Genomic DNA, 23,273 nt, shown 5'->3' with positions numbered 1-23,273 from the left:
AACCTTACTCGCGTTCGACGCTCGTTCCGCAACACCGGGATTTCGGAGAGGGCGGTGACACCGGCCCGGCGCTCGCTGCTGAACGTCGTGGGTTGGGCGCCGGAGCCACCTGGCGACGGAGGGCAGCACAACCCACCCGACCGCCGTCGCTGCGGAATGCTTACCCCGTGGCGCGGCGCTCAACCGTTCAGCGGAGCACGACCTTCGCCACCTGGGTGAGCCCGGACACCCGCAGCACCCGGTCCAGCAGCCGGGGCGCGAGCAACCGCAGGTCGTGGTCGCCCGCCCGGTCGAACAGCACCGCCACGCCGGCACTGTCGAGGTAGGTCACCTTGGTGAGGTCGACGGTGACGGCAGGACCCGCCGCCAGCTCGTGGTCCAGCGCCGCGCCGAACTCCGCGGCGTTGCTCATGTCGATCTCACCGGTGACGGTCAGGACCCGGTCGCCGTCGTCGCCCGGGCCGCTGAGCAGCGTTAGTGCCGTCGTCACGAGCCGATCCTCCATTCCAGCGTGACGGTGGTCCCGGCCGAATCGTGCCGGAAGGCGACCGCGTCGGCCAGCGCTTCCATCATCGGCACGCCGCGGCCGCGCAGCACGTGGTTGTCCGGCGGTGGCTGCTTCCAGCGGCCCTGGTCGGTCACGGTGACGACCAGGTGCCTGCCGGTGAGCCGGGCCGCCAGGTGGGCGGTCGCGCCGCCGTCCTCGCCGTAGGCGTGCTCGACGGCGTTGGCGCAGGCCTCACCCGCCGCGACGAGCACGTCCTGGGCGAGGTCCGCGTCGAGTTCGGCGTTGGCCAGCCACGCCCGCAGCCAGTGCCGGGTCGAGGCCAGGTGGTCCGGGTGCGCGGCGAACTCGAAGTCCAGCGCGGGGACCGAACGCCGGTACAGCAGCAGCGCGACGTCGTCCTCGTAGCCCTCCGCCGGGCGGAGCCGGTCCATCAGGGCGGCCGCGACCTCGCCGAGTTCGGCGCCGCGCGTGTCGTGGGCGACCGTCATGGCACGGTCCATGCCGTCGTCGAGCGACTCGCGGCGGCGCTCCACCAGCCCGTCGGTGTAGAGCATCAGCAGCGAGCCGATCGGCACGACCGCCTTGGTCTCCGGGCGCGGTGCCGCGACGCGGACGGCCAGCGGCACGCTGCCGGCATCCTCCAGGAACTCGGCCGTGCCGTTCCGGTGGACCAGCGAGGCGGGCAGGTGCCCGGCGCTGCTGTAGGTGAGCGTGCCGGCCGCCGGGTCGAGGACGCCGCAGAAGACCGTGGTGCACACCGCGCCCGGCAGCCGCCAGGCGAACCGGTCGAGCGCGGCGAGCGTCGGCGCCGGGCTGCCGGTCTCCAGCAGCAGCGCGCGGCAGGCACTGCGCAGCTGGCCCATCACCGCGGCCGCGGCGAGGCCCCGGCCGACGCAGTCGCCGACGACGATGCCGATCCGCTCGCCGGCCAGCGGGACGACGTCGTACCAGTCACCGCCGACCTCCAGCGGCGGGGTCGCGGGCTCGTAGCGCACCGCGAAGCCCTCGGGCAGCCGGGCCGGGCCGAGGATCGAGCGTTGCAGCGCGAGCGCGACCTCGCGCTGCTGGTCGTCGCGGTGGGCGCGGCTCAGCGCGTGCGCGAGCGTTCCGGCCAGCAGCGCCAGCAGCGTCCGGTCTTCGGTGCCGAGCGGGCGGCCCGCCGGGGGCTCGACCCACAGCGTCAGCCGGCCGCCGGGGTGGTCGACGGTGGTGCCCGCGCCGCTGCCGGCCGCGGCCGCGTGCAGCGCCGGGAGCCCACGGACGTGGTCGAGGCTCGCGCGCAGCGGCGTGGGGAGCTCGGTCCACTGTGGATCGGCCGGGTCGGTGGACGCGACCTCCGGTTCGCCGTCCCGCGGCCAGGTCACCGCCAGGACGCGCCGGGCGTCCCACAGCTCGCGCAGCAGCTTCAGCGCGGTCCGCAGCACCTCGGGCGCCCCGCTGATCCCGGCGAGGCGCTGGTTCATCGACGCGAGCGCGGTTTCGCGCTGCACGGCGTAGCGCTCGGCCGTGACGTCGCGGATCGTGCCGACCACCCGGCGGCGGCCCTCGTCGTCGTGCAGCCGGGTGTAGGCGATCGCGATCCACACCCGGTGGCCGTCCTGGTGCCGCATCGGCAGGACCAGGCTGCCGGCCGGCTCGTCCCACGCGCGCTCGGACGCCTCGGCGACCTGGCGGTGGGCGTCGGCGTCGGCGTCGCGGTCCGGCCACCAGGGGAACGGCGGGGCGTAGGGCAGCCCGCCGGTGCCGAAGCCCAGCAGCTCGGTGAAGGCGGCGTTGATCTCGACGACCTGCCCCTCGGCGTCGCAGACGAAGAAGCCCTCCTGCAGCGACTCGATCATCGCCGCACGCCACCGGGTGTGCTGGGTCCGCAGCCGGGCCAGCCGGACGGTGGTGTGGACACGAGCGAGCAGCTCCTGCGCCGAGAACGGCTTCACGAGGTAGTCGTCGGCCCCGGCGGCCAGCCCGTCGACGGCGGCTTCCTGCCCGGCCCGCGCCGACAGCAGCAGCACCGGCACGGCCGCGGTGCGCGGGTCGCCGCGCAGCTCGGCGAGCAGGCCGAGGCCGTCGAGCCGGGGCATCATGACGTCGCTGATGATCAGCTCGGGCGGCTCGGCGCAGGCGGCGGCGAACGCCTCGACGCCGTCGCGCACCGCGGTCACCGCGTAGTCCTCGCGCAGCAACCGGACGAGGTAGTCGCGCATGTCGGCGTTGTCGTCGGCGACCAGGACGCGGGCCCCCGCGGCCGCGGCGGGCGCGGGCCGGTCGGCCTCGCCGGCGTCCGGCAGCCAGCGCAGGGCCTCCTGCACGTACGGTTCCGCCGACTCCGCGGCGGCCCCGCCGGTCGTGGGCACGTCGACGACGTGCTCGGCGGGCAGGTGGTGCGTGCCCAGCGGCACCCGGACCCGGAACGTCGTCCCGGCGCCCGGCGTGCTCTCCACGGTGACGGTGCCGCCGTGCATGCCGACGAGCTCGCGCACCAGGGCCAGGCCGATCCCGCTGCCCTCGTTCGACCGCGCCCGCGCGGTCGTGATCCGGTGGAACCGCTCGAACAGGCGCGGCAGCTCGGCGGCGTCGATCCCGATCCCGGTGTCGGACACGGCGATCACCGCGTGCCCGTCTTCGATGGTGCTCCTCACCCGGATCGCGCCGTCGAAGGTGAACTTGACCGCGTTGGACAGCAGGTTGAAGACGACCTTCTCCCACATCCCGCGGTCGACGTGCACCGGCTCGTCCGACGGGTCGCAGTCGACCTCGAACGCCAGGCCGGCCCGCTCGACGGCGGCGCGGAAGACGCTCGCCAGCTCCGCGGTGAACGTCCCGAGGTCCACCGGTTCGAAGCGGGCCTGCATCCGGCCGGCTTCGATCCGGGAGAAGTCGAGCAGGTTGTTCACCAGCCGGCCCAGCCGCAACGCGTTGCGCTGGATGACGTCGACTTCCTCCCGCACCCGCTCGCCGGCGCCCGCGAGGGCCTCCCGCAGCTCGGCGGCCGGGCCCAGGATCAGCGTGAGCGGCGTCCGGAACTCGTGGCTGACGTTGGCGAAGAACGTCGTCTTCGCGGCGTCGAGCGCGGCCAGCTCCTCGGCGCGCCGCTGCTGGACCTGGTAGGCGATCGCGCCGTTGACCAGCGCCGTCGTCTGCTGGGCGACCAGCCCGAGGAACGTCCGGTAGGACTCGTCGAGCGCCCGCCCGGCGCTCGCCGCCAGCACGATCACGCCGGTCGCGGCGTCGCCGGCGTCACCGGGCAGCGGCAGCACCACCGCCTCGGTCGGCGGGGTGGACCAGCCGCCGGACGGCAGCTCGCCGAGCGCGTCGCCGGACACCGTCCGCGGTGCCCCGTCGGCGAGCACGTCCGCGAGCGGCCAGGTGGCCGCGTCACCCGCGCTCTCGCCGCCGGCGGTGACGGCCGCCCGGGTGAGCGCCCCGTCGTCCTGCCGGATGTGGATCGCCGCGTAGGGGACGTCGGCGCCGGCCCGGCCCAGCACCCCGGCGACCAGCTCGCAGGCTTCGCCGACGTTCCGGGCGCGGCCGGCCTGGGCGCTGAGCTCGCGCAGCGTCGCCAGCCGCCGGGCGCCGATCACCCGCTCGGTCGTGTCGGAAACCGCGGTGAACACCGCCCGCACGGCGCCTTCGTCGTCGTGCACCGGGCTGTAGGAGTACGTCCAGTAGGTTTCTTCCCAGTAGCCGTGCCGGTTCATCGGCAGCAGCAGGTCCTCCGACCAGGTCGCCTCGCCGGTGGACATCACGCTGTCCAGCATCGGGCCGATGATGTGCCAGATCTCGGCCCAGACGTCCGAACCCGGCTTGTCCAGCGCCGGGTGCTTGGTGCCCAGCAGCGGCAGGTACGCGTCGTTGTAGAGGAACCGCAGCTCCGGGCCCCACCAGACGATCATCGGGAACCGGGAGGTCAGGCAGATCCGCACCGCCGTCGTCAGGGTGACCGGCCAGCCCACGGGCTCACCGAGCGGGGACGACGCCCAGTCGAAGTCCCGCATCCGGGCGGCCATCCTGCTGGTCCCGGGAAACACGGCCCGGTGGCCGGCCTCTTCCCCGACGCTCATCACACTCCAGGTTCACGCGGCCCCGGCCGAGCCTACTCGACCCTGGCCGGCCTCGCCGGATGCGCGGCGTGCCGTGATCGGGCGTCAGCCGAGCAGCCAGGTCATCGTGATCGTGGTGCCGTCGTCGCGGTGCACCTGCGCGCAGTGGTCGGCGAGGGTGTCGATGAGCAGCAGGCCGCGGCCGCGCAGCCCGTTCGAACCGGACGGCGGGCGCCAGGTGCCGTAGTCGGTGACCGTCACGGTCAGCCGGCCCGGCAGCGCCTCGGCCCGGACGTCGACCGGGCCCGGCTGCCCGCCGGGGTAGGCGTGCTCGGCGGAGTTGGCCATCGCCTCGTAGCCGGCGAGGACGATGTCCTCCCGCCGTTCGAGGCTCAGCGGCAGCGTGCCCAGCCAGCGGGCGAGCCCTTCGCGCAGTTCCGGCAGTTGTTCGGCGATCGCGGCGGTGCGCCGGTGGAACGTGTCCGTCGGCGCGGGTGCGCCGGGGGAGAGGGGGTCCGTCATGGGGCGTCCTCTCCGCGGTGGCGAACGTGGATCACGGCGATGTCGTCGTCGTGCCGGCCGCGCGTCAGTTCGTCGACGAGCTTGTCCCACGCCGTTTCGAGGTCGGCGGCGGTCAGCAGTCCCGGGATACCCGCCAGGAGCCATTCGACGCCAAGGGTGAGGTCACGGGTACGGCTTTCGACCAGGCCGTCGGTGTAGAGCACGAGGTCCGCGCCCACCGGGAAACCCGCCGTACGCTGCGGGAAGACCGAACCGACGCCGAGCGGCTGCGCCAGTGCTTCGCCGATCTGCTCCGGGGGCTCGCCCGGGCGGACCAGGATCGCGGGCAGGTGGCCGGCGTTGGCGTAGGCGAGCGTGTGGTCGGCGGGCCGGTGGACCGCGTAGAAGCAGGTCACGAAGGTTTCGCCGAACAGCCCGACGGACAGTTCGGAGACGTTGCGCAGGACCTCCGACGGCGGCAGCTCCAGCAGCGCGTAGCTGCGGATGGCCGTGCGGACCTGGCCCATCACGGTCGCCGCGGTGATGCCGTGGCCGACGACGTCGCCGATGACGAACGCGGTGGCCCCCGACGGCAGCCGGATGACGTCGAACCAGTCGCCGCCGACCTTGCTCCCGGTGGCCGCGGGCAGGTACCGGGTGAACACATCGAGCCCGGGCGTCGGCGGGGCGACCGGCAGCATGCTGCGGGACAGCTCCGAGGCGAGGCTGCGCTCGCGTTCGTAGAGCCGGGCGTTGTCCAGCGCGATGGCCGTGTAGGCGGCGATGCCCTCGGCCAGGTACTCGTGCCGGGCGGTGAACCGGTCCGGCTCGGGGTGGCCGAAGAAGAACCCGCCCAGCACCTCCCCGGAGGTCGGGCTGAGCACCGGGACGGCCAGGTAGCTGCAGACGGGCAGGTGTCCCTCGGGCATCCCGTGGTACGGCGCGTTCTTCCCGAACCGCGGGTCCCGCGTGATGTCGGGGCTGCGCACGGTGCCGGTGCCGTCGAAGGTCGGGGCGAACACGTCGGTGTTGCGCGGCATGGGGAAGCGGGCGAACGCCTCCCGCGGCACGCCCGAGATCGTGTACAGCGTGTACGACTCGCCGAACTCGTCGATCAGGTTGTAGAAGAACGCGCCGAAGCCGGCGCCGGTCGCCTGGGTGGCCGCGTCGGTCGCGGCCTGCACGATCCGGTCGATGTCGAGCTGCGCGGTCAGTTCCCGGCCGGTGGAGTGCAGCGCGTCCAGGACCGCGGCTTCGCCGCGCAGCCGCCGGACGGTGCGGGCCAGGCCGTCGGTGGCGGCCTGGATCGCCGTGGCGGCGGCTTCCGGGGTCCCGGCGATCTCCACGGTGGTGTAGACCAGTGCGCCACGCTCGCCGTCGTCGTCCGCGACGGCGACGGCGTGGGTGATCGCCTTGCCCGGCACCAGGTCCGCGAGGGCCGCGCAGTCGGTCACCGCCCGCGTGACGTGTTCGCCGAGCAGCGCGCGCACTTCCTCCGGACCGAGGGCGCGGACCTCGGTGATCACCGGGACGCCGTCCCCGTCGAGGAAGGTCCCGCGCACGGCGTCGAGCACGGCGTCGAAGTCCGGCCGGGGCGTCATCGGGGAGCCAGCGCTTCGGACAGCGACGGGTAGATGGCGAGCTCGTCGGTCAACCGGGTCAGCTCCAGCGGGCGCAGGGTGATCCGGCCGGCGGCCACCACCCGCAGGGGCACCGACGCGCCGGCCCCGCGGTGGGCCCGGACGAGCTCGGCCATACCCGCCGAGGCCAGGAACGTGACCCCGGTGAGGTCGATCACGAGCACCGACGGCAGCAGGCGGCCCGCGCGTTCGGCCAATTGGCGCAGTTTCGGGGCGAGCGCGAGGTCGAGGGCGCCTTCGACGCGCAGCACCGCCGCACCGTCCCGGCTCTCCAGCGCTACGGATCCCGCCGAACTGGCGGCGTCTTCGAGTGAGTCCCCGGTCACGTCCCGTTCACCCATGGCGCCCATCCTGCCTGTTCGCGGGCCCGGCGGAAAGCGGAGGGGGTGCTGACGCGGCGCCGCGGCGCCGGTGCGGGCATGATTGACAGCGGTTGAGCAAACAGCCTTCGTGATCACGCACGCCCACCGGCAGCGCCGGTGGAGCCTGCCGAAGGCGAGGAGAACCGCCATGACCGAGCACACCCACACCGAAAGCTCGGCCACCGCTGTGCCGTTCGGGGAGTTCCGGATCGCCCGGACGGAGCAAGGAGACACCGTCGTCGTCGAGGTCGCCGGAGACGTGGACACGACCACCGCGCCGGCGCTCGTGGAAGCCGCCGACGAAGCACTGGCCGCGCAACCGCCGGTGCTGGTGGTCGACCTGACCCGCGTCGAGTTCCTCGCTTCGCCCGGTCTGACCGCGCTGCTGGCCATCCACCGCAACGCCGGTGACAGCACCGCGGTGCGGATCGTCGCGGCCGGCCGGGCCACCCTGCGCCCGATCCAGCTGACCGGTCTCGAGGACAGCCTTTCGCTCTTCCCGACCCGCGAAGCGGCGCTCGCCGGGTCCTGACCCGGAACGTCCCGGCCGCGTCAGCTGCCGGCCGGGACGGCGAGGCGCCGGATGGCCAGCAGGGCGACGTCGTCCTGGGCCGCCCGGTTGCCGATCATCGCGGCCATCACCTGCGCGCAGAGCCGGTCCGGGTCACCCGCCCGCACGGTCGCCGCCAGCTGCGCCATCCCGACGTCCACGGGCCGGTCCCGCCGTTCCACCAGACCATCGGTGTAGAGCAACAGCACGGCCTCGTGCGGCAGCTCGACCACGGTCGTCCGGCGTTCCGGCACCCCGATGGTCAGCCCGATCGGGGGGTCCGGCGGCGCGTCGGCCAGCCGGGCCGGTTCGCCGGCGAGGGCCAGCACCGGGGGCAGGTGGCCGGCCAGGGACAGCGTCAGCGTTTCGCGGTCCGGCCCGATGATCCCGTAGGCCACCGTGGCCATCGCCCCGTGTTCGAAGTGGTTGGCCTTGCGGTCGAGCTTGGCGAGCACCTCGGCGGGGCTTTCGGAGTCGAGGGCGTAGGCGCGCAGGGCACTGCGCAGCCGCCCCATGATCACGGCCGCGTCGAGGCCGTGGCCCGAGACATCGCCCATCACCACGCCGAGCCGGTCGCCCGGCAGCGTGAACAGGTCGTACCAGTCGCCGCCGATCCCGGTCTCCGCGCCGGGCACGTACCGCGCGCCGAAGGCCAGGCCGGTCACGTCGGGCAGGCTGCTGGGCAGCAGGCTCCGCTGCAGCGCCATGGTGGCGGTGCGGTTCTCCTCCTGCGACTCCACCTGGATCGCCACCGCCAGGCGATCGGCCAGCAGCTGCATGGTGGCCACGTCGGGCTCGCCGAACGGCCTGGGCGTTACGGAACCCACGTGCAGCACGCCGACGAGCTCGCTGCCGGCGAGCATGGGCACCCCGAGCATGGAACGCAGCCCGCGTTCCCACAGCAGGGAGTTCACCACCGTCGTCTCGTCGACGTGGTCGAGGATTACGGGGGCCCGCTCGAGCGCGACCCGGCCGGCGAACCCGCTGCCCACCGGCACCCGCACGCCCTGGTGGACCTCCTCTTCGATGCCCGCGGCGGCGAAGGCCACGAGCTGGCGGCCACTGGGCTGGTACCGCAGCACGGTCGCGGTGTCGACCTCCATGACCTCGCACAGGCGCTGCAGGGTCTCGGCGAGCGTCTCGGCCAGCCCGAGGTGGGAAGCGGGTGCGCCGATGATCGATTCCAGCTGCTGCAGCCGGTGCTGGGCGTCGAGACTTCGCGACATGGAAGAACCCTAGCCGCCACTCCTTTGCACGCCTAACCATCCCGGGTTTCGACGGCGGGTTCCCCGGGGTAGTCACGCGGTCGTGAACGTCGACTTGGACTGGGTGGGTGTGCTGCGGCACGGCCAGAGCACCGGGAACGTGGCCAGGGAAGAGGCGGAGTCGGCAGGCGCGGATGTGATCGACATCGCCGAACGCGACGCCGACGTGCCGCTGACGGACCTCGGCCGGGAACAGGCCGCGGCCGCGCGGAAGTTCCTCGGCGAGCACCCACCGGACCTCGTCGTCACCTCCACCTACCGCCGCGCCTGGGACACCGCGCGGCTGGCCGTCCCCGAAGGGGTGACGATCATCCCCGACGAACGGCTGCGCGACCGCGAGCTCGGCGTGCTCGATCTGCTGACCTCCCACGGCGTCCGCGAGCGGTGGCCCGACGAGCTGCGGCGCAAGCGGCGGCTGGGCAAGTTCTACTACCGGCCGCCGGGCGGGGAGTCCTGGGCGGACGTGGTGCTGCGGCTGCGTTCCCTGCTCACCGAGCTCGGCGTCGAGCACGCCGGAAAGCGCGTTCTGCTGGCCGCGCACGAAATGACCGTGTTCGCCCTGCGCTACCTCCTCGAAGGACTGCCCGAGCCCGACCTGCTGCGCGCCGCCGACGCCACCGAAGTCCCGAACGGCTCGGTGACGGCCTGGGAACGCGACTCCGACGGCGGGTTCACCATGGTGCTGGCCCAGGAGGTCGGCCACCTGCACGCCACCGACACGCCACCGACGGCGGACGACGATGCCGCAGAACAGCTCAGCTGACCCGGCGCCGGTCAGCCCGGCCCTGCTGCGGGACTGGCGGATCGGCGCGGACGACCGCGGCACCGTGCTCGTCGTCGGCGGCGCCCGGACCGTGCCGGGAGCGCCGGCGCTGTCCGGGACCGCCGCCCTGCGCGCCGGCGCCGGCACGCTGCAGCTGGCGGTCGCCGAACGGCACGCGACGGCGATCGGCGTCTCGGTACCGGAGTCGTCGGTGCTCGGGCTGCCGGAAACGGCGTCCGGCGCGATCGCCGCGGACGCCGTCGACCGGCTGGCCGACGTGCTGCCCGGCGCCGGCACGGTCGTGGTCGGCCCCGGCCTGACCGGCGCCGAGGAGACCGAGGACCTGCTGCGGCGCCTGGTACCGGCGATCGCCCCGGACGCGCGGGTGGTGCTCGACGCGTTCGCGCTCGGCGCGCTGAGCCGGGACCGCGCGCTCGCCGAACCGCTGTCCGGCCGGCTCCTGCTCACCCCGAACCGGGTCGAAGCGGCCTACCTCGACGGCTGCGAGGAAAAGGACGTCGACGACCTGGAGACGGCGGTGCGGATCGCCCGCGACTACGGCGGCGTGGTGCTGCTGATGGGTGTGGTCGCCGCACCGGACGGCCGGGTCTGGCGCGACGGCAGCGGCCACGTCGGCCTGGCGACCTCCGGCAGCGGCGACGTCCTGGCCGGCCTGACCGGCGGCTTCCTCGCCCGCGGCGCGGCCGTCGAGCAGGCCGCCTGCTGGGCGACGCACGTCCACGCGGTGGCCGGCCAGCGGCTGATCCCGGACACCGGCGCCACCGGCCTGCTGGCGCGGGAGCTCGTCGCCGAGATCCCGCGGGTCATCGCCGAGCTGGAGCGCTGAGCGTCACCGCTGCGCGGTGGGCCGCACGATGACCTCGTTGACGTCCACGCCGTCCGGCTGCCCGATCGCGTAGGCGACCGCGCCGGCGATCGCGTCCGCCGGGAGGGTCACCGCGCGGTAGCTACGCATCGCCGCCCGGGCGCCGGGCTCGGTGATGCTGTCGGCCAGCTCGGACTCGGTGACGCCGGGGGAGATCGTCGTCACGCGGATGCCGGGGCCCGCCTCCAGGCGCAGGCCCTCGGTGATCGCCCGGGCCGCGTACTTGGTGCCGCAGTAGACCGCGGCCGTCGGCACGACCTCGTGCGCGCCGGTGGAGGCGATCGTCACGAAGTGGCCGCCGCCGGCGCGGCCGAAGTGCGGCAGGACGGCGGCGATCCCGTGCAGCAGGCCGCGGACGTTGACGTCGATCATCCGGTCCCACTCCTCGACGTGCAGGGAGTCCAACCGGGACAGCGGCATCACACCCGCGTTGGCGACGAAGGCGTCGATCCGCCCGTGCGCCTCGACGGCGGCGTCGGCGAACGCGGCGACGTCCGCGCGGTCGGTGACGTCGAGGCGGTGCACGTCCGCGGTGCCGCCGGCGTCGTGGATCTCCTTCGCCAGCGCGGTCAGCCGGTCTTCGCGCCGGGCGCCGAGCACGACGTGGTGGCCCTCGCCGGCCAGGCGCAGCGCGGTGGCGCGGCCGATGCCGCTGCTGGCGCCGGTGATGAGAACGGTCTTCACGGGGTTTCCTCCTGGGGGAAGTCGGCGGCGAGGGTGGTCTCGCGCCAGGTGTCGAAGGTGGTGCGGAGGGTGCCGAGCCGCGCGGTGGCGATGTCGTAGGCGGCCCGGCCGAGGAGCAGGCGCAGCGGCGGTTCGCCGGCGGCGACGGCGGCGAGGATCGCTTCGGCCGCGCGGGCCGGGTCACCCGGCTGCCGCCCGTACGTCGCGAGCGTCGCCTCCCGGCGGGCGCCCGCGGTCCCGGCGTAGTCGTCGATGCGGATCGCCGACTGCCGCATCGACGGGCCGGACCAGCCGGTGCGGAACGCGGCGGGCTCCACGATGGTCACCTTGATGCCCAGCGGCGCCACCTCCGCGGCCAGGGACTCGGAAAGCCCTTCCACGGCGAACTTCGTCGCGTGGTAGTAGCCGGTGGCGCCGAAGGCGGCCAGGCCGCCGAGCGAGGACACGGTGACGACGTGGCCGCTGCGGCGCGCCCGCATGCCCGGCAGGACCGCGCGGGTGACGTCGGCGAGGCCGAAGACGTTGGTGTCGAACAGCTTCCGGATCTCCTCGTCCTCGCCTTCCTCGATCGCGGCGAGGTAGCCGTAGCCGGCGTTGTTCACCAGGACGTCGATCCGGCCGAACACCGCTTCGGCACGCTGCACGGCTTCGACGACCTGGTCGTGGTCGGTGACGTCGAGCGGCAGGGCCAGCGCGCGGTCGCCGTGCGCCTCGGCGAGGCCGGCCACGCGCGCCGGGTCGCGGGCGGTGACGACCGCGCGCATCCCGTGGCCGAGCACGGCTTCGGCCAGCGCGCGGCCGAGGCCGCCGGAACAGCCGGTGATGAACCAGACAGGGTTTTCGGGCACGACGAACTACTCCGTCCATTGTGGAGGGGGAAAGGTGGTTCAGGAAGCGGCTAGACTGCCCAGCAGGGCCAGTGCCGCTTCCGAGGGGCTGCCCGGCTCGGCTTGGTAGACGATCAGCTGCTGGCCGGGGGCGCTGTTCACGGTCAGCGCCTCGTAGCTCAGTTCCAGCTCGCCGACCAGCCGGTGGCGGAACCGCTTGATCTCGTGGGTCTTCTGCCGGATGTCGTGGCGGGCCCACAGCCGGCGGAAGTCCGCGCTCTTGACCGACAGCTCGCCGACGGTGTCGATGAGCTGCGGGTCGTCCGGGTCGAGCCCGGCCGCCGCCCGCAGGCCGCCGACCGTGTTCACGGCCACGCGCTCCCAGTCCGGGTAGAACTCGCGGGCGTCCGGGTCCAGGAACACCAGGCGGACCAGGTCACCGCTGTGGGTGTGCCCGGCGAACAGCGCCTCGCCCAGCGCGTTGTGCGCCAGCACGTCGAGACAGCGGCCGAGCACGAGCGCGGGCGTGTCCGGCCAGCCGTCCATCAGGCGCAGCAGGTTCGGGCTGACCTGTTCGCGCCGCCGGGCGCGCCGGCGGCGGACCGGTGCCGGCCGGGCCAGCCGGTGGAGGTGCGCGGCGGCGTCGTCGTCCAGCGCCAGCCCGCGGGCCAGCGCGTCGACGACCTGCGCCGACGGGTTCCGCTCCCGGCCCTGCTCGAGCCGGATGTAGTAGTCGGTGCTGACGCCGGCCAGCAGCGCCACCTCTTCGCGGCGCAGGCCGGCCACCCGCCGCGACCCGCCCGCGGGCAAGCCGAGCTCCCCGGGTCCCACCTGCGCGCGGCGGGCCCGGAGGAACTCCCCGAGGGTGTTGTCCTTGGCCACGTCTTCGAGGCTAACCCGGATCCGGCGGGCAAGGGTGGCCGCGCCGCACCCACCCTCAGACCAGCCGGATCGGCTCCTCGTCGTCGCCCGGGTCGGCCCGCAGCAGCGTCGCCGTGGCCGTCCGGCCGTCGACGTCCAGCTCCATGACCGCGTTGCCGAAGTGCGGGCCGGAAACGCAGTGCCACGACAGCGGCGCGGGCGGGACGCCGGTGCGGCGGGCCAGCCATTCGCTCACCCGGGTGAGCGGCCGCGACCAGCCGGCCCGGAACAGCCGGTTCATGTACCACGGCACGGTGTTGTGCACCGGCGAGCAGGTCAGCTGGTGGACCGGCGCCGCGGTGCCGCCATCGAACTCCGCCTTGGCCACGTAGGCGTGGTGCACGTCGCCGGACAGCACGTTGACCGACGCCGGTCCGTCGTCCGCGACGCGGGCGATGAGCTTCGCCAGCCGTTCGAACGACGTCCGGAACGCCGGCCAGTGCTCCAGATCCACGAGCTGCCGGAACCACTCGTTGGCCCGCCCGACGAGCCCGGGCCGGGCGCAGAGCCGCTCGTTGACCGACTGCGCGGCCGACAGCGCGGTGGGCAGCAGCCACGGCAGCGACGTGCCGATCAGCAGGTGGTCGAACCCGCCGGCCGCCTGCTCTTCGATCCAGCGGAACTCCTCGTCGCCGATCATCGAGCGCTGCCCGCCGGCGAGGATCCGGCCGGCCCGCGAATCGATCACCAGCAGCCGGACCGGGCCGAAGTCGCGCCGGTAGGACCACCGGGTGCCCTTGGCGCCGTCGGCTTCGCGGTCGGCCCGGTCGGCGAACTCGCGCAGCAGCGCGGCGTTGTCCACACCGGACTTGCGCACCCGCTGGTAGAGGTCGTCCTCGGCCAGCTCGCGAGGCCCGAGGTTGCCGAGGTGCTGGTAGACCCAGTACGAGACCAGCGCGCCGCGGATCCGCTCCGGCCACCAGGACGTGCGGGCCATCTTCTCGCGCCAGGCCTGCGAGGTGTTCCAGTCGTCGCGGACGTCGTGGTCGTCGAAGATCATCGACGTCGGCACGGTGGAGAGCAGCCAGCGGACCGCCGGGTCGCACCAGGCCTCGAAGTACAGGTGGCAGTACTCCTCGAAGTCGGCGACCTCGTTGCCGGGCGGCTGCCCGGTGTCACGCCGGCTGGCGAGCCACTCCTGCGTCGCGTCGGTGGTTTCGTCGGCGTAGACCTGATCGCCCAGCAACAGCAGCGATTCGGGCCACTCGGCCTCGTCGAGGGCGGCGATCCGGTGGGCGTAGGCGGCGAGCGCGTCCGGGCCCAGCGCGTCCTGCTCCCGCGGCTTGCGGCAGGAGCCGAACACGAGCCGGAACCGCGGGTCGCCCGGCGCCAGCGTCCGGATCCGGCTCGGCGGCAGGTCGCTGCCCGGTTCCGGCCAGACGACGTGGCCGTCGAGCCGCACCTCGTACGGCGTGCTCTTCGCGGGTTCCAGCCCGGTGAGCACGACCAGCGCGTAGTGGTGGCCGGCGACTTCGAACGTCCGGGCGTCCGCGTCGCCGACGCGCACTTCGCACGGCCCGTCCACCTCGACCCAGATCGTCGCCGAAGTGGCGTCTACGTGCCGCAGCAGCGGGCCCAGCAGCAGCTCGGTCATCCCGGAATCCTGCCAGAACCCCGCCGGGGCGGCCGATCGGTGAACCGCTCGAAACTTCCCGAAACGTTTCGATAATCGTTGACCGCCCGGGGACGGCGACGAACGATCGTCGCAGCTGCGCTCCCGCCCCCGGAAAGGATCTGCTCGAGTGCGAAGACTCCTCACCGCCCTTTCCGCCGCCGTGCTGGCGATCGCCGCGTCGATCGTGCTGGTCGTGGCGGCGCAGCCGGCCTCCGCGGCCACGCTGACCCGGGTCACCGACTTCGGCAGCAATCCCAGCAACCTCAGCATGTACACCTACGTCCCCGACCACGTCGCCGCCCGCCCGGCGCTGCTGGTGGCCGTCCACTACTGCACCGGTTCGGCGTCGGCGATCTTCAACGGCTACGCCCGCGACTACGTCACCGCGGCGGACCAGTACGGGTACGTCATCGTGTTCCCGGAAGCCACCCGCAGCGGGCAGTGCTTCGACGTTTCCTCGCCGCAGGCCCTCTCCCGCGGCGGCGGCAGCGACCCCGTCGGCATCCTGTCGATGGTCAACTGGGCCAAGCAGCGCTACAACGTCGACGCCTCCCGCGTGTACGTCACCGGGTTCTCCTCCGGCGCGATGATGACGAACGTGCTCGCGGCGGAGTACCCGGACGTGTTCGCCGCCGGATCGGCGTTCATGGGCGTACCGGCCGGCTGCTTCGCGACCACGGACGGGTCGAGCTGGAACAGCCAGTGCTCGAACGGCCAGCTGATCAAGACGGCGCAGCAGTGGGGCGACCAGGCCCGGCAGATGAGCGGCGGCCGCAGCGGCCCGTACCCGCGGATGCAGCTGTGGCACGGCACGGCCGACGACACGCTGCGCTACCCGAACTTCGGGGAGGAGATCAAGCAGTGGACGAACCTGCAGGGGGTCGGCCAGACGCCGTCGTCGAGTGATTCCCCGCAGCCGGGCTGGACGCGGACCCGCTACGGCGCCACCGGCACGCAGGCGCCGGTCGAGGGCATCAGCGTCCAGGGTGCGGGGCACTCGCTGCCGCAGAACGGGATGATCCAGTACGCGATCGCGTTCCTGGGCCTGAGCAGCAGTGGCTCGACCACGACGCCCACCACGCCGACCACCACGACGTCTTCGACGCCGCCCGCCGGGGCGACGCTGGGCAACGCGGCGGCCCGGACCGGGCGGTACTTCGGCACGGCGGTCTCGGCGAGCAAGCTGTCGGACAGCGTGTACACCGGCATCTTGAGCCGCGAGTTCTCCATGATCACACCGGAGAACGAGATGAAGATCGACGCGACCGAGCCGTCGCAGAACCAGTTCTCCTACGCAGGCGCGGACCGGATCGTGAGCCAGGCGAGCAGCCAGGGCGCCCGGCTGCGCGGGCACACGCTGGCCTGGCACGGGCAGCAGCCGGGCTGGATGCAGAGCATGGAGGGCTCGGCGCTGCGGCAGGCGATGCTGAACCACATCACCCAGGTCGCGACCCACTACCGCGGCAAGATCTACGCGTGGGACGTGGTGAACGAGGCGTTCGCCGACGGCGGTTCCGGCGCCCGCCGCGATTCGAACCTGCAGCGCACGGGCAACGACTGGATCGAGGCGGCGTTCCGCGCGGCCCGGGCGGCCGACCCGGACGCGAAGCTCTGTTACAACGACTACAACACCGACGACTGGAGCCAGGCGAAGACCCAGGCGGTGTACCGGATGGTGCAGGACTTCAGGTCCCGCGGCGTGCCGATCGACTGCGTCGGGTTCCAGGCGCACTTCAACGCCAACAGCCCGGTGCCCGCCGACTACCGGACGACGTTGCAGAACTTCGCCGACCTCGGCGTCGACGTCCAGCTGACCGAGCTGGACATCGAGGGCTCGGGCAGCACGCAGGCGGCCGCCTTCCGCACGGTGACCGCGGCGTGCCTGGCGGTCGCGCGCTGCACCGGGATCACGGTGTGGGGCATCCGCGACACGGACTCGTGGCGGTCGTCGGGAACGCCGTTGCTCTTCGACGGCAACGGCCAGAAGAAGGCGGCCTACACGGCGGTCCTGGACACGTTGAACGGCGACACCCCACCGGACGGCGGCACGACGACCACGACCACGCCGGTTCCGAGCGGCTGCTCGGCGGTGTACGCGAAGACGGCGGAGTGGAACGTCGGGTTCAACGGCCAGGTGACGGTGTCGGGCACGAACAACTGGACGCTGACGATCACGTTCCACGCACCCCAGAAGGTGATCGGCAGCTGGAACTACACGGGAACGTGGGACAGCACGGGCTACGTCCTGACGGCCCGCCCCAACGGGAGCGGCAACGTGATCGGCTTCACCGTCCAGCACGGCGGCAACCTGACCGACCCGACGGTGACCTGCACGAGTCCATAGTGGTCGTGATCACAGGATCGAGGTCGTGCGAAAACTGTCGGTGGTGAGGGCTAGCCTCAGCGCATGAACACGGACGACGCAACAGTCCCGGCGCACCAGCTCACCAAGGGCCAGTGGTTCTGGCACGAGCCGGCGCCGGGGCTGCCCGCGTGGCAGCTGCAGGTGAATTCGGCGGAACTGGTGGAGGATTCCGTCGAGATCTTCACTACTGATGGGGAGCGGGAGCTGGTTTCTTATCCGCGGAACCGAATGGTTCGGTTGGCTGAGGTGGCTTGAGGGGTTGTTTCGGGGCCGGGAGGGGGTTGGGTGGGGGAGCGGGCCCGACTCGGGTGCTGCTGAGGCGGTTGTTCGGCCTTGACCGGCCGGAGTTGGGGCGGCGATCGGTCGCGTTGGGCCGCGGGGGCGTGCGCGGCGATCGATTGCGTTGAGTCACAGGCTTATGGCGGGGAGCGACCGTTCGCCTTGAGTGCCAGGTTGGTGCGGCGGTCGGTCGCGTTGAGCTGAGCGCGATCGCCGGCTGATCTCAGGCGAACTGCGGGAGTTGCCTGCTCCGCGCGGGAATCCGCGCTGTGGGCGAACCTGCCCTGCGCGCGAATCGGCGCTGCGGGCGAACCCCCGCACGCGCGAACCCGCCGGCGCGCTCGTAGGCGAGCCGGCGGGTGGTGGTTCGTTGGCGCCTCTGCTGCTGTGTTGGCCCGTCGCCTTTTTCTTCCGGCGTGCTCGGGCTCGTCCCTCAGCTTGCGTCGCGGAGGGAAGGCGGGCGCCAGGTCATGCGGACCGTTGTTCCCTTTTCACCCGAGGCTATGTCGGACTGGTCCGTCACCTGGTCGATCAGCAGCAAGCCGCGGCCGCCCGAGGTGCGCAAGCCTGCTTTCTTCGGGCGGGTTGCCGGGATGCCGCAGCCGGTGTCCGTTACCGTTATCGTGATCGTGTCGCCCTCTCGGCGGGCCTGCAAGCGGGCCCAGCCGTGGCCGTCCGGGTAGGCGTGGGCCGCCACGTTGGCCAGTGCTTCGTACGTTGCCAACGTCATGTCGTGCTTGCTCTCCGGGTCGAGCGGGAATTCGCCCAGCCACTGGAGCAGCTTGCGGCGCAGGCCGGCCATCTCGTTCGGCAGTGCCGGCGCCAGCTCTTCGAACGTCGAGGCGACCACGGCTCCGGCGCCGAAACGCTCCGGGGCCGTGGTCCCGGCTTGGTCGGCGTCGGTGCTTTCGCCCGTATCGACGCCAGAGTCCGGGGTATGTCGATACACGATCCGCTCCCATCGTCAGCCGCGGTTCCCCCGTGTCAGCGGGCTTCTCCGATGGACTACCCACGGCCACGGGTTCTTACCCGTTGTGCTTCGTGAGATCTGTCGCTACAGTGGAGACGCTCCTCGCGGATGCCGGCCCCTCGGCCGCCCGGAGGCAGCTCCCTCGGATTCAGGCCAGTCGGCCTCCTTCCTTCTTTCCGGCCTCGCCGTCCGTGCGCAGGCCCATCACCACCTCAGGAGACACCCATGTCCTTTCACGGAATCCTCGACCTGTCCGGCAAGACCCCGTTCGCCCGGCCCGGCTACCGGCCCGCGCCGGACGACGTCGCCGTCCCGCTTTCCCTGGTGCGCAAGCACAATCTGCGGCCCGGCGACGAAATCAGCGGCGAAGGCGAAAAGCTCGTCAGCGTCAACGGCCACGACCCGGACGAGCCGCGCCCCCGGTTCGCCGACCTCGTGCCGGTGCACCCGGACCGGCGGCTGCTGCTCGAAACCACGCCGACGCGGCTGCTGCCGCGCGTCATCGACCTCGTCACCCCGCTCGGCCGGGGGCAGCGCGCGCTGGTCGTTTCGCCGCCGAAAGCCGGGAAAACCACGGTGCTGCAGGAAATCGGCCACGGGCTGTCGGTCAACCACCCCGACTGCCGGCTGCTGGTCCTGCTCGCCGACGAGCGTCCGGAGGAGGTCACCGAGCTGAGCCGGACCGTGCGCGGCGAGGTGATCGCGTCCACTTTCGACCGGCCGCCCGCCGAACACGTTGCGGTGGCGGAACTCGCGGTCGAGCGCGCGAAACGTCTGGTGGAGCACGGCGAGGACGTCGTGCTGCTGCTCGATTCGCTCACCCGGCTCGGCCGCGCGTACAACCTTTCGGCCCGCCCGTCCGGCCGCACCCTGTCCGGCGGCGTCGACGCGGCCGCGTTGCAGCCGATGAAGCGGATCCTCGGCGCGGCACGGAACATCGAGGGCGGCGGTTCGCTCACCATCATCGCGTCGGCGCTGGTGGAGACCGGTTCCCTGGCCGACACGGTGTTCTTCGAGGAGCTGAAGAGCACCGGCAACGCTGAACTCAAGCTCGACCGCAAGACGGCCGAGCGGCGCGTCTTCCCGGCGGTCGACGTGGCGGCTTCCGGTACCCGGCGCGAAGAACTGCTGGTCACCCCGGGTGAACTGGCGGCCATGCGCGAGGTCCGGCGGGCACTGCCGGGGCCGCACGCGATCGAGCAGCTGCTGGAACAGCTGCGCAAGACCGGCTCCAACGCCGAGTTCCTCCTCCGCGTGACCGGCGCGGCCCTGCCGGCGGCGGCCTGAGCGTTCAGCTTTCGCGACGCTCCCGCAGCTCACCGATCACTTCCGCCCCGACACTGTCGGCTTCCTCGGCGGTTTCCGGAGGCTCGCCCTCGCCGGGACGGTAGAGCCGATCCTCGCGACGGCCGGGATCCGGGGTGCCGGGCCGGGCGATCTCGGGCTGCTGTTCGTTCGGCTGGGACATGCCCGGCAGATACCCGGTTCGCGAGCGATCACTCATCGAGGCGGCTGGTAAGGGGGCGAGCGCGGGTAGGAGGGCCGCTCGGGCCCCCGATTGAGGGCGGCCACGAGAAACCCGAACCCGACGACGGTGACGACGAGCGCGGCGGCCCCGGGCGAGAAGGCCCACCACGCAAACCCCCGGCGGCAACGAGCCAGGCGGCGACGAAGGTCCGCTTCGCGGTGAGGGGATACGGTTTCGGCAGCTCCCGGACGGCCGCACCGCCGAGCACGAGCAGCCCGGCGAGGATGACGAGCAGCACGGTCAGGTACACGAAAGTCCTCCTTCGGCGGGGACTGTGTGGTTACCCGGCCGGGTGCTCGACAAGCCGTGGCCTCGCGCACAGCCCACTCCCGCCGAAAGCAACCTCCCGGTCGCAAGGTTGCGAGGGGCGCGCGGGCTGGGCCCGGCGGGAGTTGGCGCGCAGGGCTGCGGTCGGCGGGGCTGGCTAACTCGCGCGCCGGCCTCAGCGGGCACTCCCGCGCCCGACCCGGCGACGTGCATGTCCGGCCGGCCGACGCCCGGCACTCGCTCGGCCGGTGAGATCAAGTCGCCCAGCAGCCGCTGCGCCGGTCAGGCCACGCGACCGAGTCCGACCGGCCGCCCACCTTCACCCGCGCCGGGCTACCCGCGTGCTCGGCGCCCCTCCTGCGCCTCGACCTGCCTCATCGAGCCGCCGCGGGGTGCGGAGCGCCCGGAAGCGGGGCACAGTACCTTCATGGCCCATCCGTCCGCCCGCCCTGCGGCCGGGGCCCGGTCACGCCGGGTCTGGCTGCGGATGTTCCTCACCGGTGCCCTTCTCTGGGTGCTTGCCGTTGTCGTCACCTTCGTCACCGGCAACCCGAACCTCGTTCCCACCGTCGTGCTGCTCGGGAGCTTCCTCGTTCCCGTCACCTTCGTCACCTGGGCCTTCGGGCGGCGGCGGAGTGGTGAGGTCACCTCCGAACTGCTCTTCAGCACCTTCGTCGCCGGTGGGGTGCTCGGCGTGCTCGCCGCCTCACTGCTCGAGTCCTACCTGCTCCATCCCTCCGCTTTCCTGTTCGCCGGGGTCGGCCTCATCGAAGAAGCCGTCAAGCTCGCCGTGCTGGCCGTGCTCACCCGGCACCTGCGGGTCAAGTTCGCCGCCGACGGGATCGTGCTGGGCGCGACCGTCGGGTTCGGGTTCGCCGCCTTCGAATCCGCCGGGTACGCCTTCACCGCTCTGTTCACCGAACGCGGGCTCTCGCTCATGGACCTCGTCCAGACCGAACTGCTCCGCGGCGTGCTCGCCCCGTCGGCCACGGGCTCTGGACCGCGATCCTCGGCGGCGTGCTCTTCTCCGCCAGTGACCACCGCCACTTCGCCCTGACGCTCCGCCTGCTCCTCAGCTACCTCGGTGTCGCCCTGCTCCACGGCCTCTGGGACGCCATGCACGGCATCGCCCTCGTGCTGACCCTGCTGCTCACCGGCACGCCGTGGGACTACGCGCAGCTCGAACAGGGTTACCAGCCCACCGGACTCCAAGCCGACGTCTTCACCGTGCTCTCCTGGGGCGGCCTCGCCCTGATCTCGGTGATCGGAATCGGCTGGCTGCTCGCCGTGCGCGCCCGGGCGCGGCGCGGCGAACGGCAGGCCGGCGTGCTGTGGCGGATCCCCGCCGGACGGCCGCGGTGAGCCCTCACGTGCCGCGGCCGGTCGCCTTCTGCAGGGCGTCGATCCGCTCCGACGCCTCCGCCTTCGTCAGCTTCTCCGGCACCTCTTCCCCGGCTTCCTGCGCCAGCGTCTGCAGGTACGACTTCTGCGGCCCGGTCATCGGCTCGTCGCCGGTGGTCCAGTCGCTCGGGTCCTTCTCCGGGTTCGGCTCCACCTGGTCGGTCATCTCAGCTCCAATCGAACGTTTGTTCGCCTGCGGTCGACTGTAGCGCAGGCCTCCGACAACCGCCGGTCACGACCCGGCCGGCGGTGTGCTCGGCGCGCCCGCCTCGTGGCCCGGCCGCCCGTGCGTCCGGCGGTCGTCCTTCATCTGCTGTTCGTGCAGGTGACGGCGGCCTCCCGTGAGGGAGGTGAGCAGCTCGCGCTCGAGGTCGCGGCCCGCCTTGTAGTAGCCGTCGTCGTACTCCTCGACGATCTGGAAAGTCCACCGATCGGGTAACACGTTGAGCCCGATGAGCTCTTCGGAGATCCGCCGCGCCCAGTCGCCGTGGCCTGCCTTCTCGAGCTGCTCGACGGCCTCGCCGAGGGCCAGGTCGGCACTGCCGGTCAGCTGGTGGAAGGAGTAGAGGTGCCCGCGGGCGCGCTCGATCGTTTCGAGTGCCTCGGTCACCTTGCCGACGGCGGCGACGGTGGCGGCGTCAGGGTTGTCGTCCATGCGCGCAAAGTGCCCCGTTCCGCGATTTCTACACGTCGCGGAACGGGGCACCGGGGCCGGCGGGATCAGGCCGTGGGGCGCGTGGCCCCCGCGTACTGGCTCATCAGCGGCGAGATCTTGACGACGTCGCCGCTCGTCGGCGCGTGCACCATCTTGCCGTCGCCGATGTACATGCCGATGTGGGACACCGGCGAGTAGTAGGCCACCAGGTCGCCGGGCTGCAGCTGGTCGCGCGACACCGGCGTGCCGAACCCGGCCTGCGCCGACGACGTCCGGGGCAGGTTGATGCCGGCCTGCTTGTACGCCCACTGCATCAGGCCGGAGCAGTCGAACGTGCTCGGCCCGGTGGCGCCCCAGACGTAGGCGCTGCCGAGCTTGCTCAGCGCCGCGTTGACCGCGGTCTGCGCGGCCGCGGTGGGCGCCTTGACGTTCGGGGCCGCCCCGCCGGTGTCCTTCTGCGCGGCGCGGTCGGCGCTGCTGAGGTTGCGGCTCTGCGCCTCGATCTGGTCGATCTGGCCCTGCAGGTCCTTCTTCTTCGCCTCGATGTCCGAAGCCAGCTTCGCCGCCGCGTCCCGGGCGTCCTGGGCCCGCTTCGCCGCGTCGGCGGCCGCCTTCTCCGCCGCCGTGGCCTTGGCCGCCGCGCCGTTGAGGTTGTCCAGTGCGGCGTTCTTGTCGGTCGCGATGACCTCGAGCGCCGCCGAGCGGTCCAGGAAGTCCTGAGTGGACGTTCCGGCCAGCAGCGCCGACAGCTTGTTCATCTGGACGCCGCTGGTGAACGACGCGCCGGCGAACTTGTCCACTTCGGACTGGTACTGCTGCTTCGCCCGGATCGCCTGCGCGCCGGCGTTCTTGGCCGCCGTGACGTCGGCATTGGCCTTGTCGAGCTGGCCCTGCTTCGCGGTCAGGTCGTCCTGGGCGCGCAACAGGTCCTCGTTGAGCTTTTCCGCCTGCGCCGCGAGTTCGCGGTACTTGGCGAGGGCGTCCGAGCCGGCGGGCGGCGCCTGGAGGACGGGGACGGGGGCGGCGGTGGCCGGCTGGGCCATGGTGACGACGGTGATCACCGAGGCCGCGGCGAGGGCACCTGACACCACGCGCTTGACGGGATGCGAACGCATTCTCGCGCGGGTCTCCTTTGCTGATCGGCCGCCGGCGGGTACCGGGAAGGCGAGCCGGGGGTCTCGCCGGGGCGCGCTCGGTCGCAACAGGAAGAGCGCGCGGGGTGCTCCGGTACCCGGGAGGGGGTATCGGC

23 protein-coding genes are annotated in these 23,273 nt (G+C 72.7%); 8 read left to right on the top strand and 15 right to left on the bottom strand.

Annotated elements, in window-relative coordinates; all coding sequences use genetic code 11:
• Nucleotides 1–187: 187 nt before the first annotated feature.
• From HUT10_RS11460 to HUT10_RS11440, 5 genes are all read right to left on the bottom strand, one after another.
• Nucleotides 188–490: an STAS domain-containing protein gene (locus HUT10_RS11460; protein ID WP_176171177.1), complete on the bottom strand. Its 303-nt coding sequence runs from the start codon at nucleotides 488–490 to the stop codon at nucleotides 188–190.
• Complete coding sequence (locus tag HUT10_RS11455; RefSeq protein ID WP_176171176.1) at nucleotides 487–4,566, bottom strand: SpoIIE family protein phosphatase; 4,080 nt, start codon at nucleotides 4,564–4,566, stop codon at nucleotides 487–489. Before HUT10_RS11455 ends, HUT10_RS11460 begins: the two co-directional genes overlap by 4 nt.
• 84 nt (nucleotides 4,567–4,650) lie before the next feature.
• A complete protein-coding gene (locus tag HUT10_RS11450; RefSeq protein WP_176171175.1) occupies nucleotides 4,651–5,067 on the bottom strand; it encodes an ATP-binding protein in 417 nt (138 codons plus the stop codon).
• Entirely contained in the window at nucleotides 5,064–6,647 is a 1,584-nt protein-coding gene (locus HUT10_RS11445; RefSeq protein WP_176171174.1) for a PP2C family protein-serine/threonine phosphatase, read from the bottom strand. The genes HUT10_RS11450 and HUT10_RS11445 overlap by 4 nt, the downstream gene beginning before the upstream one ends.
• Nucleotides 6,644–7,027, bottom strand: a complete 384-nt coding sequence (locus HUT10_RS11440) for an STAS domain-containing protein (RefSeq protein WP_176171173.1) — start codon at nucleotides 7,025–7,027, stop codon at nucleotides 6,644–6,646. Before HUT10_RS11440 ends, HUT10_RS11445 begins: the two co-directional genes overlap by 4 nt.
• Nucleotides 7,028–7,196: 169 nt before the next feature.
• Here HUT10_RS11440 and HUT10_RS11435 point away from each other — a divergent pair, with 169 nt between their 5' ends.
• A complete protein-coding gene (locus tag HUT10_RS11435; RefSeq protein ID WP_176171172.1) occupies nucleotides 7,197–7,580 on the top strand; it encodes an STAS domain-containing protein in 384 nt (127 codons plus the stop codon).
• Between the two features lie 20 nt (nucleotides 7,581–7,600).
• On the opposite strand, the gene HUT10_RS11430 is transcribed toward HUT10_RS11435, so the two are convergent.
• On the bottom strand, nucleotides 7,601–8,824 hold the full coding sequence (locus HUT10_RS11430) for a PP2C family protein-serine/threonine phosphatase (protein WP_176171171.1): 1,224 nt from the start codon (nucleotides 8,822–8,824) through the stop codon (nucleotides 7,601–7,603).
• Nucleotides 8,825–8,906: 82 nt separating this feature from the next.
• Between HUT10_RS11430 and HUT10_RS11425 the strand changes: the two genes are divergently transcribed.
• Entirely contained in the window at nucleotides 8,907–9,626 is a 720-nt protein-coding gene (locus HUT10_RS11425) for a histidine phosphatase family protein (protein WP_176171170.1), read from the top strand.
• Nucleotides 9,604–10,473, top strand: coding sequence for an NAD(P)H-hydrate dehydratase (locus HUT10_RS11420; RefSeq protein ID WP_176171169.1), 870 nt, complete (start codon nucleotides 9,604–9,606; stop codon nucleotides 10,471–10,473). Before HUT10_RS11425 ends, HUT10_RS11420 begins: the two co-directional genes overlap by 23 nt.
• Nucleotides 10,474–10,476: 3 nt before the next feature.
• Here the strand turns inward: HUT10_RS11420 and HUT10_RS11415 are convergent, their stop codons facing one another.
• The 4 genes from HUT10_RS11415 to HUT10_RS11400 are packed head-to-tail and all read right to left on the bottom strand — an operon-like array spanning nucleotide 10,477 to nucleotide 14,538.
• A complete protein-coding gene (locus tag HUT10_RS11415; RefSeq protein ID WP_176171168.1) occupies nucleotides 10,477–11,196 on the bottom strand; it encodes an SDR family oxidoreductase in 720 nt (239 codons plus the stop codon).
• Nucleotides 11,193–12,044, bottom strand: coding sequence for an oxidoreductase (locus HUT10_RS11410; protein ID WP_176171167.1), 852 nt, complete (start codon nucleotides 12,042–12,044; stop codon nucleotides 11,193–11,195). Before HUT10_RS11410 ends, HUT10_RS11415 begins: the two co-directional genes overlap by 4 nt.
• A 39-nt stretch (nucleotides 12,045–12,083) precedes the next feature.
• Nucleotides 12,084–12,905 carry a helix-turn-helix transcriptional regulator gene (locus tag HUT10_RS11405; RefSeq protein WP_176171166.1) on the bottom strand — a complete coding sequence of 274 codons (822 nt, stop codon included), beginning with the start codon at nucleotides 12,903–12,905 and terminating at the stop codon, nucleotides 12,084–12,086.
• A gap of 55 nt (nucleotides 12,906–12,960) precedes the next feature.
• Nucleotides 12,961–14,538 carry an alkaline phosphatase D family protein gene (locus tag HUT10_RS11400; protein ID WP_176171165.1) on the bottom strand — a complete coding sequence of 526 codons (1,578 nt, stop codon included), beginning with the start codon at nucleotides 14,536–14,538 and terminating at the stop codon, nucleotides 12,961–12,963.
• A 148-nt stretch (nucleotides 14,539–14,686) separates the two neighbouring features.
• Between HUT10_RS11400 and HUT10_RS51830 the strand changes: the two genes are divergently transcribed.
• Nucleotides 14,687–16,903 carry a PHB depolymerase family esterase gene (locus tag HUT10_RS51830; RefSeq protein ID WP_176171164.1) on the top strand — a complete coding sequence of 739 codons (2,217 nt, stop codon included), beginning with the start codon at nucleotides 14,687–14,689 and terminating at the stop codon, nucleotides 16,901–16,903.
• A gap of 63 nt (nucleotides 16,904–16,966) precedes the next feature.
• Nucleotides 16,967–17,179, top strand: coding sequence for a hypothetical protein (locus HUT10_RS11390; RefSeq protein ID WP_176171163.1), 213 nt, complete (start codon nucleotides 16,967–16,969; stop codon nucleotides 17,177–17,179).
• Nucleotides 17,180–17,636: 457 nt separating this feature from the next.
• Here the strand turns inward: HUT10_RS11390 and HUT10_RS11385 are convergent, their stop codons facing one another.
• On the bottom strand, nucleotides 17,637–18,053 hold the full coding sequence (locus tag HUT10_RS11385; protein ID WP_176171162.1) for an ATP-binding protein: 417 nt from the start codon (nucleotides 18,051–18,053) through the stop codon (nucleotides 17,637–17,639).
• 345 nt (nucleotides 18,054–18,398) lie between these two features.
• Here HUT10_RS11385 and rho point away from each other — a divergent pair, with 345 nt between their 5' ends.
• Entirely contained in the window at nucleotides 18,399–19,460 is a 1,062-nt protein-coding gene (gene rho / locus HUT10_RS11380; RefSeq protein ID WP_176171161.1) for a transcription termination factor Rho, read from the top strand.
• A 4-nt stretch (nucleotides 19,461–19,464) separates the two neighbouring features.
• Here rho and HUT10_RS11375 read toward each other — a convergent pair whose 3' ends face one another.
• Complete coding sequence (locus tag HUT10_RS11375) at nucleotides 19,465–19,641, bottom strand: hypothetical protein (RefSeq protein ID WP_176171160.1); 177 nt, start codon at nucleotides 19,639–19,641, stop codon at nucleotides 19,465–19,467.
• 754 nt (nucleotides 19,642–20,395) lie between these two features.
• Here HUT10_RS11375 and HUT10_RS11370 point away from each other — a divergent pair.
• Together HUT10_RS11370 and HUT10_RS50870 are read left to right on the top strand one after the other, a co-directional pair.
• A complete protein-coding gene (locus tag HUT10_RS11370; protein ID WP_254896829.1) occupies nucleotides 20,396–21,025 on the top strand; it encodes a PrsW family glutamic-type intramembrane protease in 630 nt (209 codons plus the stop codon).
• Nucleotides 20,986–21,330, top strand: a complete 345-nt coding sequence (locus HUT10_RS50870) for a hypothetical protein (RefSeq protein WP_254896828.1) — start codon at nucleotides 20,986–20,988, stop codon at nucleotides 21,328–21,330. Before HUT10_RS11370 ends, HUT10_RS50870 begins: the two co-directional genes overlap by 40 nt.
• 4 nt (nucleotides 21,331–21,334) lie before the next feature.
• On the opposite strand, the gene HUT10_RS11365 is transcribed toward HUT10_RS50870, so the two are convergent.
• The 3 genes from HUT10_RS11365 to HUT10_RS11355 all read right to left on the bottom strand — a co-directional run bounded on the left by HUT10_RS11365 (nucleotide 21,335) and on the right by HUT10_RS11355 (nucleotide 23,139).
• Nucleotides 21,335–21,535: a DUF3072 domain-containing protein gene (locus HUT10_RS11365; RefSeq protein ID WP_176171159.1), complete on the bottom strand. Its 201-nt coding sequence runs from the start codon at nucleotides 21,533–21,535 to the stop codon at nucleotides 21,335–21,337.
• A 66-nt stretch (nucleotides 21,536–21,601) separates the two neighbouring features.
• Complete coding sequence (locus HUT10_RS11360) at nucleotides 21,602–22,024, bottom strand: hypothetical protein (RefSeq protein ID WP_176171158.1); 423 nt, start codon at nucleotides 22,022–22,024, stop codon at nucleotides 21,602–21,604.
• Between the two features lie 65 nt (nucleotides 22,025–22,089).
• Nucleotides 22,090–23,139, bottom strand: coding sequence for an NlpC/P60 family protein (locus HUT10_RS11355; RefSeq protein WP_176171157.1), 1,050 nt, complete (start codon nucleotides 23,137–23,139; stop codon nucleotides 22,090–22,092).
• Nucleotides 23,140–23,273: the final 134 nt, after the last annotated feature.

The sequence above is a fragment of the Amycolatopsis sp. Hca4 genome, from assembly GCF_013364075.1.
GTDB lineage: Bacteria > Actinomycetota > Actinomycetes > Mycobacteriales > Pseudonocardiaceae > Amycolatopsis.
Note: the sequence above shows the minus strand (reverse complement) of the source record. Positions and strands in the feature narration are given on the sequence as shown.